General features: G+C 68.8%; 10 protein-coding genes. 3 read left to right on the top strand and 7 right to left on the bottom strand.

Features of this window, described 5'->3' with window-relative positions; all coding sequences use genetic code 11:
* Window positions 1-7: 7 nt before the first annotated feature.
* Complete coding sequence (locus ACQUSM_RS11340; RefSeq protein WP_435118648.1) at window positions 8-2140, top strand: acetate--CoA ligase family protein; 2133 nt, start codon at window positions 8-10, stop codon at window positions 2138-2140.
* A gap of 9 nt (window positions 2141-2149) precedes the next feature.
* Here the strand turns inward: ACQUSM_RS11340 and ACQUSM_RS11335 are convergent, their stop codons facing one another.
* The 6 genes from ACQUSM_RS11335 to ACQUSM_RS11310 form a co-directional block, all read right to left on the bottom strand.
* Window positions 2150-3133: a hypothetical protein gene (locus tag ACQUSM_RS11335; protein ID WP_435118646.1), complete on the bottom strand. Its 984-nt coding sequence runs from the start codon at window positions 3131-3133 to the stop codon at window positions 2150-2152.
* Between the two features lie 80 nt (window positions 3134-3213).
* Entirely contained in the window at window positions 3214-5322 is a 2109-nt protein-coding gene (locus tag ACQUSM_RS11330; RefSeq protein ID WP_435118645.1) for a dipeptide ABC transporter ATP-binding protein, read from the bottom strand.
* Window positions 5319-6239 (bottom strand): ABC transporter permease, encoded by a 921-nt coding sequence (locus ACQUSM_RS11325; RefSeq protein WP_435118643.1) that lies wholly within the window; start codon window positions 6237-6239, stop codon window positions 5319-5321. The genes ACQUSM_RS11330 and ACQUSM_RS11325 overlap by 4 nt, the downstream gene beginning before the upstream one ends.
* Window positions 6239-7222: an ABC transporter permease gene (locus ACQUSM_RS11320; RefSeq protein ID WP_435118642.1), complete on the bottom strand. Its 984-nt coding sequence runs from the start codon at window positions 7220-7222 to the stop codon at window positions 6239-6241. The genes ACQUSM_RS11325 and ACQUSM_RS11320 overlap by 1 nt, the downstream gene beginning before the upstream one ends.
* A 3-nt stretch (window positions 7223-7225) precedes the next feature.
* Complete coding sequence (locus ACQUSM_RS11315) at window positions 7226-9163, bottom strand: ABC transporter substrate-binding protein (RefSeq protein ID WP_435118640.1); 1938 nt, start codon at window positions 9161-9163, stop codon at window positions 7226-7228.
* A gap of 164 nt (window positions 9164-9327) precedes the next feature.
* On the bottom strand, window positions 9328-10023 hold the full coding sequence (locus ACQUSM_RS11310; protein ID WP_435119695.1) for a helix-turn-helix domain-containing protein: 696 nt from the start codon (window positions 10021-10023) through the stop codon (window positions 9328-9330).
* Between the two features lie 231 nt (window positions 10024-10254).
* On the opposite strand from ACQUSM_RS11310, the gene ACQUSM_RS11305 reads away from it, so the two are divergent.
* Window positions 10255-11199: an ATP-binding cassette domain-containing protein gene (locus tag ACQUSM_RS11305; protein ID WP_435118638.1), complete on the top strand. Its 945-nt coding sequence runs from the start codon at window positions 10255-10257 to the stop codon at window positions 11197-11199.
* Window positions 11196-12089 carry an ABC transporter permease gene (locus ACQUSM_RS11300; RefSeq protein ID WP_435118636.1) on the top strand — a complete coding sequence of 298 codons (894 nt, stop codon included), beginning with the start codon at window positions 11196-11198 and terminating at the stop codon, window positions 12087-12089. Before ACQUSM_RS11305 ends, ACQUSM_RS11300 begins: the two co-directional genes overlap by 4 nt.
* 245 nt (window positions 12090-12334) lie before the next feature.
* On the opposite strand, the gene gnd is transcribed toward ACQUSM_RS11300, so the two are convergent.
* Window positions 12335-13234 carry a phosphogluconate dehydrogenase (NAD(+)-dependent, decarboxylating) gene (gene gnd / locus ACQUSM_RS11295; RefSeq protein WP_435118634.1) on the bottom strand — a complete coding sequence of 300 codons (900 nt, stop codon included), beginning with the start codon at window positions 13232-13234 and terminating at the stop codon, window positions 12335-12337.
* Window positions 13235-13340: the final 106 nt, after the last annotated feature.

Genomic DNA, 13340 nt, shown 5'->3' with positions numbered 1-13340 from the left:
TGTAGAGATGACCGACGCCGACACGCTCCCGGCAGGACGCGTTCCGGATCTGACACCGCTTTTCGACCCCGACGCCGTCGCGGTCGTCGGGGCCAGCCCCGACTCGTTCTACTCGGGGAACCTGGTCGACAACCTTCTCGAGTACGGGTTCGAGGGGGCGCTCTACCCAGTGAACCCGAACCGCGAGACAGTGTGGGGCCGGGAGTGTTACGACGCGATCGACGAAGTGCCCGAGACCGTCGATCTGGCGGTCGTCAGCGTCCCCCGGGAGTACGTCGTCGACGTGGTGCGGTCGGCCGGGGAGCGAGGGGTTCCGGCCGCGCTCGTGCTCACCGCCGGCTTCGCCGAGGCGGACGAGACGGGCGCCGACCTCGAACGCGAACTGACACACGTCGCCGAGGAGAGCGGGATCCGCGTCGCCGGCCCGAACTGTATCGGTGTGATGGCTTCGAGGGGGGCGACGCTGACCTCGACCTGTTCTCGCGAGCCCGAACCCGGGAGTATCGGCCTCGTCAGTCAGTCCGGCGCGCTCGCGTTCACCACGTTCTTCGAGCGGGCCGCCGACGAGGACCGCCACTTCAGCCACGTCGTCTCGACGGGGAACGAGGCGGACCTGACACTGACCGAGTACGTGGCCTACCTCGCCGAACAGGACGAGGTCGACGTGATCTGTGCCTACGTCGAGGGGATCGAGGCGCCGGAGCGGTTCATGCAGGTCGCCAGACGCGCCGTCCGGGACGGCACTCCCGTGCTGACGGTGAAAATCGGGCAGTCCGACCTCGCGGAGGAGGCGACGCTGTCGCACACGGGATCGCTCACCGGGAGCGACGACGCGTGGGACGCCGCGTTCGACCAGAGCGGCGTCGAGCGCGTGCCGGACATCCCGGACCTGCTCTCGCGGGCGAGCGCCCACGCGGCGTACGACCCGCCCGCGGGGGATCGCGTCTGCGTCGCTTCGACGAGCGGCGGCCTCGCGAGCCTGCTCGCCGATATGGCCGCCGAACGGGACCTCAAGCTCCCGGATATCGACGGCGAGACCGAGCGGGCGCTGCTGGAGATGGACGAGCTGCTGACCTACGGCGAGCTCCACAACCCCGCCGACATCCGCGGCTACGGCTCCGAGGTGCTGCCGGAGATCGCCGACGTGCTCCTCGACGACCCGGCGTTCGACGCCTACGTGTTCGCGATCGCGCTCTCGGCGGTCGACGAGCGCGCGGAGACGATCGCCGAGGACCTCGAAACCGTCGTCGAACGGGCCGACGACCCGGTGTACGTCCTCTGGACCGGACGCAAGCAGGCGGACGAGCCGACGGCCACACAGCCCTACGAACGCCTGCGGGCGGCGGTTCCTGTCTACGAGGACCCCTCGCGTTGTCTCGACGCGGTCGCCTCGACGACCTCGTTCGTCGACGCGCGAAACCGACTTCGGGCGTACCCGGACTCGGCAGCACAGGACGAACCAGCCACTCCGGCGTTCGATCTGCCCAGCGGGCGGGTGCTGACGTGGACGGAGGCGGCGCCGCTGCTCGACGCGTTCGACGTCCCGACGGTTCCGACGCGAGCGGTCTCAGGGCCCGAGGCGGCTGCCGCGGCGGCCGCCGACCTCGACGGGCCGGTCGCGATCAAGGTCGACTCGCCGTCGCTCCCCCACCGGACCGAGGCCGACGCCGTCGAACTCGGTGTCGACTCGCCGGCGGCCGCGCGGCAGGCGTACGAGTCGGTCGTGGAGTCGGCCCGGGAGTACGTCGGTGACGAGGCGATCGAGGACGCGCTGGTGCAGCCGATGGTGACGGCCGGCACGGAGGCGTTCGTCGGCGCCGCGCCGGGGGAGGTGTTCGACTCGTCGGTGACGGTCGGCCCGGGCGGGGTCGCCGTCGAGGCGCTGGACGAGCGCGCGACGCTCGTCCCGCCGTTCTCCCGTGCCGACGCCCGGCGGGCGGTCGAGTCGACCGCGCTCGCGACGCTGCTCGAAGACCGGCGAGGTGGGCCGTCGCTCCCGGTCGAGCCGTTCGTCGATCTGGTGGCGAACGTCGGCCGACTCGTCGACGAGGTCGACGCCGTCGCGGAACTCGATCTCAACCCCGTCGTCGTCACCGAGGACGGGCCGACCGCGGTCGACGTGCTGATCCGGACGGAGTAGCCCCGTGCGTTACTGGCCGGCCGAGGGCTCCGACCCGGCCATCCCGGCGACCGCCTCGACGGTCGTGTGGACGAGCCGTTGGGAGTAGCCGGCGACGAAGGCGATCGCGAGGAGGAACGAGCCCCGCGTCAAACTGGCGCTCGATCCGACGACGAGGAACTCCGAACGGACGAAGAAGAACACTGCTAGCGCCGAGCCGGCGCCGACCACCATCCGAGCCACCGTGGCCTGAAACCCCGTGAGGTGTTGTGGTGTGCTCGTCGAAACCGGCTGCCTGCGGAGCGATCGGAGCCCGAACACTGTGGCACCGAGCATCCCCGAGAGGACGACGTAGATCAGGAACACCACGGGGTAGACAGAGTTCGCGGGGGCGGACCCCTCGGACCCGCCGGTCCCGAACTCGAAGAACGGCGTGGGCAACAGTCCCGACCACGCTCCGGCGACGGCGACCACCAGGAAGAGGAGGAGGGCGACCGAGGCGCCGATCCGGAGATAGCGGAACTGTGTCTGGAGGTAGTGTCGCTTCCGGTGGAGGCTCTCGTACCCTTCGTGGAGGAGCTCCTGTGCGGCGCGGAGGTCGGTCGCCGTCAGTCGCTCCCGCAGGGTTCCGTCGGCGGTCGCGATCCGGTTCCGGATCGCCTCCTCACGCCACGAGAGCGGGGCGTTCTCGGCCTCGACGAGAAGCGCCCGCCCCTCCCCCCGGAGCGCTTCGTCGCCGCCGACGGCTTCGACGCCGTACATCGAGAGCCGCGTCGCCGCGTGCAGGTAGGCCCACCCCTGTTCGACGTTCCCCTCCGCGAGTGACGCGTCGGCGTCGTCCAGAAGCTCGCGGCCCCGTTGGATCCAGTTGTCGTCGCCCTGCTCGAGGTCGCTCTCCGCGACGAGGCTCTCGAACTCCGCGCGGGCCGTGTTGAGTTCGGCCTCCAATCGACGGGAGCCGATCCCGTCCCCCTCGTCGGGCGACGCCGCCTCGGAACGCTCGGTTTCGGCCATTATCTGGCCCCTACGTGACAGCAAAGAATAAGTAGTTGGGTGGGACCCGAGACAGCGAAGGGAACGACGCGGCGAGCCGGTCAGGACGCCAGCTCTTCGGTCTCCGCGTCCTCCTCTGCGTCTTGGCGTTCGCGCTCGCGGGCGTACGCCTCGAGCAGTTCTCCCTCGGTGTCCTCGACCGGGAAGAAGCAGGCGGCCTCGTGGTCGCCGTCCTGGAACGCCGACCGCTCGGGGTCGTTCTCCCAGCACTCCTCGGTGGCTTTCGGACAGCGCGGTGCGAAGTTACAGCCGTTCGGGAGGTCCACCGGGTTCGGCGGCTCCCCGGGGAGCAGCACGCGCTGGCGGTCGGTGTCCGGGTCGGCCTTCGGCGACGCCGCGAGCAGCGACGCCGCGTACGGGTGTCGGGGGTTCTCGACGACCTCCGCGGTCGCGCCGAGCTCGACGATCTGCCCGAGATACATCACCGCCAGCCGGTCGGTGATCTGGGAGAGGCTCGCGAGGTCGTGGGAGATGTAGACGATGCCGATGTCGCGCTCGGTCGCCATCTCCCGGAGGATGTTGAGGATGTTCGCCTTCAGCGAGACGTCGAGCATCGACGCCGGCTCGTCGCAGATCAGGAAGTCCGGGTCGAGCACGAGCGCCTGCGCGATCGCGACGCGCTGGCGCTCGCCGCCCGAGAGCTGTTCGGGGTACTGATCCAAGTACTCCTCCGGGGGGTTCAGCCCCACGTCGGCGACCGTCTCGCGGACCCGGCGGTCGATCTCGTCGGGGGCGACGCCCTGAATCTCCAGCGGCTCCGCGACGGCGGCGCGGACTTTCTGCCGCGGGTTCAGCGAGTCGAACGGGTCCTGGAAGATGAACTGGACCGCCGAGCGGAACTGCTGGGTGTCCTCGTCGAGCAGTTGGTCGACGGACTGCCCCTCGAACTGGATGTCGCCGCCGGTCCGGGACTGCAGCGCCGAGAGCACCTCGCCCAGCGTCGACTTCCCGCAGCCGGACTCGCCGGCGACGCCGACGATCTCCCCCTCGTGGACGTCGAGGTCGACGCCGTTGACCGCCTTGACGTAGTCGGGGTCCGCGCCGAGCAGGTCGTCGAGGATCGGCTGGCTCTGCTTGAACCACTTCTCCAGCCCGTCGGTCTCGACAATCACCTCGCCGGTCTCCTCGGCCGCGGTGTCCTCGGCCACGTCGATTCCCCACGTCTCGGGGTCGGCCGCCCGCGCCTGCAGGTCAGGGGCGTCGTCGGCGTAGTAACACGCCGACAGCTGGTTCCCGGCCTCGACGAGCGGCGGGTGTTCCTCCGCGCAGTCCTCGGTCGCGAACGGGCAGCGGTCCCGGAACACGCAGCCGGTGGGCTCCTCGTTGAGGTCGGGTAACGAACCCGGGATCGAGATCGCCTGCTCGCCGAGCTCGTCGACCTCCGGGAACGCGTTTTTCAGCCCCATCGTGTAGGGGTTGTGCGGGTCGTCGAACACGTCGAACGTCGCGCCCTGCTCCATCACCTTCCCGCCGTAGAGCACCGACACCTCGTCGCAGGTCTCCGCCACGACGCCCACGTCGTGGGTGATCAGGAGGAGCGAACTGTCGATCTCCTCCTGTATCTCCATCAGCTTGTGGACGATCTTGTCTTGGACGATCACGTCCAGCCCGGTGGTCGGCTCGTCGGCGATGATGAGGTCGGGGTCGAGCGCGAGTGCCATCGCGATCGTGACGCGCTGGCGCATCCCGCCCGAGAACTCGTGGGGGTACTCGTTCGTCCGGTCGGCGTCCAGTCCCACGATGTCGAACACCTCCGAGACGCGTTCGTTGGCGTCGGCTTTCGACACGTCCCGGTGTTTGCGGATCGCCTGCCTGATCTGCGAACCGACGGTCATCACCGGGTCGAGCGAGTCCATCGCGCTCTGTGGGATGTAGGCGATCTCCTCCCAGCGCACGTCGCGCCACTCGCTCTCGGAGAGATCTCGGAGTTCGCGGCCGTTGAACTCGATGCTCCCCGACTCGATCTGCCCGTTGTCGTCGAGGAGGCCGAGCACCGATTTGGCGAGGGTGGACTTGCCACAGCCGGACTCGCCGACGAGGCCGTAGTTGTCCCCCTCCTCGATGCTGAACGAGACGTTGTTCACCGCGTGGACGTCGTCGCCCGGCATGCTGTACGTGATCTTCACGTCGTCGACTTCGAGCAGACTCATTCTTGATCCGTCTGGAGTTCGGGGTTGACGATCTCCTCGAAGGCGCGACCGACGAGGAAGACCGCAGTGGTCACGGCGGCGATACCGATCGCGGGCGGCAGCACCCACCACCAGGCGACCCGCATCGCGCCGGCGCGGAACACCTGTTCGAGCATCCGCCCCCACGAGGTGGTGGTCGGGTCGCCGAAGCCAAGGAACGCCAGCGACGCCCCGGCGACGATCGACCAGCCGACCGCGTAGGCGGTGTACAGGAAGCCGATCCCGAGCACGTTCGGCGCGACGTGGAGGAACATCGTCCGCGTGTGGCTCGCCCCGCGGGCCCGCGCCGACTTCACGAACGTCCGCTCCTTGACCGTCATCACCTCCGAACGGATGACGCGGGCGGGCATCTTCCAGAGGAAAATGACGAGCACGAGCGTGATGAGCCAGACGCTCGGGGTCACGAAGGAGAGGATCACCAGCGACATCGGGAGCAGCGGCAGCGCGAACGTCAGGTCGGTCATCCGCATCAGCACCTCGTCGACGCGGCCGCCGAAGTAGCCGCTCGTGAGGCCGACGAGGAAGCCGAGCACGCCGGTGCCGAGGCCGCCGAACAGGCCGATGATCAGGGTCGGCCGGGCGCCGGCGAGGAACTGGCTCAGGATGTCCTTGCCGAAGGAGGTCGTCCCCAGCGGCGCCTTCGCGGCCGGCTCGTGGAGGCGCATGATCGCGCCCTGCTGGCGGAGCGTGTCCTCGATCGGGTGGTGCGGCGCGAGATACGGGCCGAACAGCCCGATGAAGATGAAGCCGGCGAGGATCGAGAGGCCGACCTTGGCCCCGTTGTCCTGCCAGACCACACGCAGCGTTCGCCAGCCCCGTTCGACCTCCGAGCGGAGGCGGTCCTTCGCGGTCTCGGTGTCGAAGTTGTATCCGGACATCAGACATCACCCGCGTCGATCGTCGGGTCGAGTTTCGCGTACGCCACGTCCGCGAGCAGGTTCATCACGATGACCGCGAGTGCCATGATGAACACCGCGGCCTGCACGGTCGGGTAGTCCTGGTTGAGGATCGCCTGCACGAGCGCGCGGCCGATCCCCGGCCACGCGAACACCACTTCGAGGGTGATGACGCCCTGGAACAGCATCCCCGTCCGGAGCGCGAAGTACGTCACCAACGGCAGCAGCGAGTTCCGGCCGGCGCGACCGAGCTGCTCCCACTCGGAGAGCCCCTTCGCGCGGTGGAGCGTGAGGAACTCCGACCCCTTGCGCTCGACCACGGAGTTGCGCGCGAGCATCAGGAAGTCGCCGCTGAAGAACAGCGCCGTCGCCGTGAACGGCAAGATGTAGTGTTTCAAGAAGTCTACCGAGAGGTACGTCGCGGCGTACCCCTCGGGGCTGGCGACGGGGCTCCGCATCCCGAAGGCGGGGAGCCAACCCAGCCCGTAGGAGAAGACGATCAGCAGGAGGATCCCCGTCACGAACACCGGCGTCGCGCGGAAGAACGTCGTGACGACGATCCCGGTCTGCTCGAACCACGAGCCGCGGTTCCAGCCGGCGTACATCCCGGCGAGCGAGCTGATGATCGCGGTCGCGACGAGCGCGGGCAGCAGCAGCACCAGCGTGTTCACCAGCGCGGGCACGATGATCTGGCCCACGGGCCGCTGCTGGGTCAGCGACACGCCGAACTGCAGGGTGAACAGGTTCCGGACGTACTTGAGGTACTGGACGTACAGCGGCTCGTCGAGCCCGTACATCGCCCGGAGCTCCGCGACCTGTTCGGGCGTCAACGAGCCCGACGCGACCAGCCCGCTGAACGGGTCGCTCGGCAGGAACCGCAGCGTCGCGAAGATGACACTGACGGCGACGAGCGTCAGCACCAGCGCGATCGCGGTCCGTTTGATCAGGAATCTACGAAAACTCATTACTTACGAGAAGTCCGGCTGATCGAGCTCCGAGCGGGTCGCGTGACCGTGGTCGACACGCTCGGCGAACGCCTCCCAGGCGTCGCCCTCGGGCCAGCGGAGCATCTCGTTGTCGTCGAACGTGTACCCCGCCTGCCGGAGCAGCGTCCGCCCCTGTTCGCGGTCGAACTCGTAGGGCTCGGTCTCGGCGGCGTAGGGGGTCAGCAGCGGCGAGAGGAGTCGCTGCCCCTCGATGGCGGTCCCGCGGCCGCCGAGGACGCCCTCGACGAACCCCTCCTTGTCGACGGCGTGGCTGAGCGCGACGCGGAACGTCTTGTCGCGGAACAGCGGGACGATGTGGTTGAGGTGGACGTCCGTCGGGACGTAGTTCTCGGAGGTCTGCTTCTCGACACCCTGCGCCTGCGAAGCCCGTTCGGCCTGTTGGTTCGAGACGGTCGTCCCGATGGCGTCGATGTCGCCGGACTGCATCGCGCCGATCAGCGTCGAGACGTTGCCGACGTTCACGACGACCATCTCGTCGATGCCGTCGCCGGCGACGAAGTGCTCCTCGCCGACGAGCTCGCGGCGGGTGTCGTCGTCCCAGAGCCAGTGGTCGTCGTGTTTCGACAGGCGGAGCTCGTCGCCCTGCGCCCAGTTCTCGAACTGGAACGGCCCCGTGCCGACCGGGTTGTCGGGGTTGTGCTCGCTGGGGCTGTCGACGTCCTCCCAGCGGTGTTTGGGGACGATAGCACTCCGGACCGCACGTTGCGTGAGGAACGAGGCGTCGGGCTCGGTGAGGTTGAACCGCACGCGCCCGCCGCCCTCGGTCGAGACGATCTCGACGCTCTCGATCGGGGTGTAGAACGGCCCCTGCTGGGGCGCCGTGTTCTCCTTGTACATCTCGACGCTGAACTTCACGTCCTCCGGCCCGAACGGCTCGCCGTCGTGCCAGGTGACGCCCTCGCGGAGATCCATCTCGATCGTCGTGTCGTCGACGACCTCGTGATCGACCGCGAGCGCGGGGACGATCTCCAGCTGCGGCGAGGCGTCGTACAGCCCGTCGTACACGTTCAGGAGCCGCTTCTCTTCGAGGCCGCCCGTCGAGAACGGCAGGTTCGTCCCCTGCATCCCGGCGGTGACGCCTTTGACCCACGTCGAGGAGTCGCCCGTGGGCTGGAGGTTCACCTGCGTCCAGACGAACGAGTCCCGCGTCGTCCCGTTGCCGGGGGTCGGCACGTACCCCTCCCAGTCGGCGGTGTTCGCCACCGTGATCACGTCCGGGAAGTTCGACGCGATGATGTAGGCGTCCTCGCTGAGGAGCTGCTGGATTTCGCGACAGATCTCGGCGCGGCCCTCGGTGTCGCCGAGCATCTGGGACTGCTCGTCGAGCAGCTCGGTGATCTCGTCGTTCTTGTAGTTGTAGTAGTTCCCGCCGGTCTCGGGGTGGGCACGCATCAGGAACGGGTTGGGGTCGAGCCCGCGCTGTGGGTCCGGCCCGTGGAGGTTCATCGTCACCGGCACCGGGTGACCGATGTCGGCCCGCCAGAACTCGCCGTACCGCGTGCTGGGCTGGACGTTGATGAGGTTCGTCGGCACGCCGAGCGTGTTGAACGAATCCTGAATCATCAGCGCATGTTCGCGCATCCACGGCGTCTCCGACTGCGCGAAGTGCATGTCCACCGCGGGGAGCGACTGCCCCTCGACGGCGGTGTACTCGAACTGGACCGCCTCGTCGTTGACGTCCGACCCCTTCGTCTCGACGGGCCACTCCTCCCAGAACTGGGACTCGACCGACCGGCCGTCGCCGGAGCCACCCCCACCGCCGCCGTCGGTGGTTTCGGTGCCGGAGCCGCCGCCGCCACAGCCGGCGATGCCGGCCGCGCCCGCGGCCCCCGCGATCCGGAGGAACTTTCGCCGCGATTTCTTCCCCGTCTCGATCTCGAACGGCAGGTCGTCTGGCATAGCGACTGCTCGTTACTGGATAACACCCCTGTAACTACCCCCGAACTGGGCTAATGATCATCATCCTTTATGTGCAACCGGGGGCCGAGCCGTTCCTGTCAGTTCGAACGCCCATCCGCCGGGCCGCGGTCGCGGCGGTGTTGGACCGGGAACTGGGACGGCGATCAGTCGCCGATCGTCTCGGCGTCCTCGGCGTCGCCGCTGATGGAGAAGACCAGATCGAACACCTGTCGCTCGGCGAGCCGCAGTCGCTCGCTGAGCGTGGACTGGGCGATGTCGAGCTCCGCGGCGATGTCGTCCGCGGAGGCCTCACGCGGCACGTCGAAGTAGCCGAGCCGGTAGGCGGTTCGGAGCACCGTGAGCTGTTCGGCGGAGAGTTCGTCCCGGAGGACCCGGCCGATCTGCCCCGAGCCGAGGGGGGCGCCGGTCGTCTCGACCTGATTGACGCTCAGGAGCTCGAACCGGCCGAACTGCTCCTGAATCGTGTCCGCGAGCGAGCGGAAGTCCTCCCACTCCCGGACGGTGACGATCCCGGTGAGGACGCCGTCACGGAGTTCGAGTCGGTTCGGGATCGCCTTCCTGCGCAGGACCACGCCGAGCAGGAACGGGTACGGCTCGTGAGCGACGACGGTGAGCCGGCGGGTCGTCTGGGTCGCGGAGTCCCCCGACGTCAGCTGGTGGTGGAACAGTTCGACGCGGTCGAGCGACTCCAGCACCTCTGCGGGGTCGAAGTCGACGCTCGAGGAGACGACGAGCGACTCGATCCAGTCACCGTCGCTGGCGTAGAACACGTTCTCGTAGTCGATCCGCCGCACGCCGGGTATCTGAGAGGCGAGATCGGCGACGACGCCGGACGGGATCGTTTGGAATTCGACACGAAGAATATCGGATCACCTTGGAGAATCCACCACCCCAGTACCGTTAAATGTGACTGACCCCCCCGGGAGGGCGCTGCAGCGTCGATTCGAGCGCGAAACGGGCGGGCGAAACTGATCGCTCGCCCGGCATGCGCCGGGTGCGTTAGATCGGTCCGCCGGGACGCTTGAGGACCCGGCCGAAACCCTTTATCGGGAACCGGGGCAAGCCGGCCCATGGCCGCCATCGAACTCGACGGGGTAACGAAACGGTTCGGCGACGTGACCGCCGTCGACGGGCTCGATCTGACGGTCGAGGAGGGCGAGGTGTTCGGCTTCCTCGGCCCGAACGGGGCCGGAAAGTCGACGACGATCAACGTCCTGCTCGACTTCGTGCGTCCCACCGCAGGACAGGTGGAAGTGCTCGGGATGGACCCCCAGCGTGAGAGCGTCGCGGTCCGGGAGCGCACCGGCGTGCTCCCGGAGGGGTTCTCCGTGTACGAGCGCCTGACGGGCCGCGAACACCTCGAGTTCGCGATCGAGTCCAAGGATGCCGACGCCGACCCGGACGCCGTGCTCGACCGCGTCGGCCTCGCCGGCGACGGCGACCGCAAGGCCGGCGGCTACTCGAAGGGGATGGCCCAACGGCTCGCGCTCGGGATGGCGCTGGTGGGCGATCCCGACCTGTTGATCCTCGACGAGCCCTCCTCCGGGCTCGACCCCGCGGGGGCGAAGGAGATGCGCGACATCGTCCGCGAGGAGGCCGACCGCGGCGCGACGGTCTTTTTCTCCAGCCACGTACTCGGGCAGGTCGAGGCGGTCTGTGACAGCGTGGGGATCCTCCGCAAGGGGGAGCTCGTCGCCAAGGACTCCGTCGAGGGGCTGCGCGAGGCGGTCGGCACCGGCGCGACGCTCGAAATCACCGCCGACGGCGTCACGGACGACGATCTCGACGCGGTGCGCGCGCTCGACGGCGTCGACGCCGCCTCGACCGACGGGACGACCGTGACCGTTCAGTGCGACCCCGAGGCCAAGACTGCGGTTATCGGCGCGCTCGAAGACGCTGGGGTCGTCGTCGAGGACTTCTCGACCCGCGAGTCGTCGCTCGAGGACCTGTTCCTCGCGTACACGGAGGGTGACACGCCCGGCGAGGGCGGGGCCGCCGAGGAGGTGGACGCATGAGCTGGGAGGCCGTCGCCCGGAAGGACTTCCGGGACGCGGTGCGCTCCCGGTGGCTCTGGGTGCTGTCGGCGCTGTCGATTTTGGTGTTCGCCGGGGCCGCGATCGGCCGGCTCTACGTCGGCGGCGGCAGCCAGCAAGAGGCGGCGGCGATCCTCCGGGGGTTCCTGTTCTACCTCAAGCAGGGGACCGCGATCCTGATCCCGTTGACGGCGCTGGTCGTGGCCTACGGCTCGATCACCCGTGAGCGGGAGTCGGGGACGATCAAGCTGCTGCTCTCGCTGCCCCACTCGCGTGACGACGTGGTGCTCGGGAAGTTCCTCGGCCGGAGTGCGGTCGTCAGCCTCCCGGTGTTGATCGGCTTCTTCGTCGCGCTGCTCGCGTTGCTGCCGGCGGCGTCGGGGCTGGACATCCTCGTCTACGTCGAGTTCGCCCTCCTGACCGCGTTGCTGGGGGTCGTGTTCGTCGGGATCGCCGTCGGGGTCTCCGCGGCCGCGAACACGAACCAGCAGGCGCTCGTCGGCGCCGGCGGGCTGTTCGCGACGTTCTGGTTCCTCTGGAACTTCTTCGTCACCGGCGTCAACCGCGCGGCGACGGAGCTGTTCGGCCTCTCGACGCCCCAGCAGTTCCAGCTCCGGCTGGCGCTGAAGATCCTCAACCCGATTCAGGCGTACAAGTCGCTGGTCGACAGCCTGTTCATGAGCGATCTGGAGGCCCGGATCCGGATGTTCAGCCTGCTGCTGGGGATGATCCCGAACCAGCGGGCCGCACAGGCGCTCGGTCCCCAACTCTCGCCGGTGTTCTCGGACGGCGTCGTCCTGCTCGCGATGCTGCTGTGGCTGGCAGTCCCGCTCGCGGTCGGGATCGTCTGGTTCCGGGACGCCGACCTCTAGTCGTCGGCGCTCTCGGCGCCCCGTCGGTCGAACGGGGATGTCGGAGGTGTTTTCCGTCGGCGGCGGGGAGTACAGGTGACGGCACGGACAGCGGGGGCCTTTCGCCCTCGTGGTCTCCACGGGGGTACTCCCGTTGGCCTACCCCGTCGTTCAACGACCCTGAGCGACGGCTTCGGCGGCTCGATCTCTCGTTCTAGATGTTGAGGTCTCGGGTTCGAGACCTCCGAAAACGTGGTTTCCGCGCGCTACTCGCGTTTGACGTCGTGCCGCCCGAACCCGTAGCGCAGCCGGTTCGCCAGCCGCCGGGAGAACCGCCCCTCCTCGGGCGCCCGGGAGCCGAACCGCTCGGCCAGCGCCTGATAGATCAGGGGTACCGGCGTCTCCTGCTCCAGCGCCTCCTGTACGGTCCACGTGCCGGTCGAGCCGCCGGCGACGTGGTCGGCCACGTCGCCGAGGTCGTTCCCCTCCTCGCGGAACGCCTCCTCGCAGAGTTCGAGCAGCCACGAGCGGATCACGGCGCCGTTGTTCCACGTCCGCGCGACGGCTTCGAGATCGAGGTCGTACCGCCCGTTCGCGAGCAGTTCGAACCCCTCGCCGTACGCCTGCATCAGCGCGTACTCGACGCCGTTGTGGATCATCTTCACGTAGTGGCCCGACCCCGAGGGGCCCATGTGGTCGTGGCCGGCGTTCCCGGTCGCGACGGCGTCGAAGACGGGGACCATCGCCTCGTACGCCCACTCGGGCCCGCCGACCATCAGCGAGAAGCCGAGGTGCGCGCCCGCGGGGCCGCCGGAGGTGCCGCAGTCGAGGTACGCCGCGTCGGTGTTTCCGGACCGGCGCACCGACTCCTCGAAGTGGGAGTTCCCGCCGTCGACGATCACGTCGTCCTCACCGACGTGGGGTTCGAGGTCGGCGAGCGTGGCGTCGACGGGGTCGCCCGCCGGCACCATCAGCCAGATCCGTTTCTCCTCGCCCAGTCGGTCACAGAGATCGGCGACGCTGTCGGCGGCGGTCGCGCCCGCCTCGGCAGCCTCGGTGGTCGCCTCCGCGCTCAAGTCGAACGCCACCACGTCGTGGCCCGCGTCGAGAGCCCGGTCGACGACGATCTGCCCCATCCGCCCGAGTCCGATGACGCCCAGTTCCATACCCTGAGGCTGTGAGGGGAGGCGTGTAGCCGTTGCGGTCCCGAGCGGTCGCGGAACCGGAACCGCGGCCGGTGGTCGCCGGCGTCCCGCGGGTATTTTGCGCGCC

Origin of the sequence: Halolamina sp. C58, assembly GCF_051195095.1 — an archaeon.
Lineage (GTDB): Archaea > Halobacteriota > Halobacteria > Halobacteriales > Haloferacaceae > Halolamina.
The sequence above is the reverse complement of the archived record's forward strand: the minus strand, read 5'-3'. Positions and strand labels throughout refer to the sequence as shown.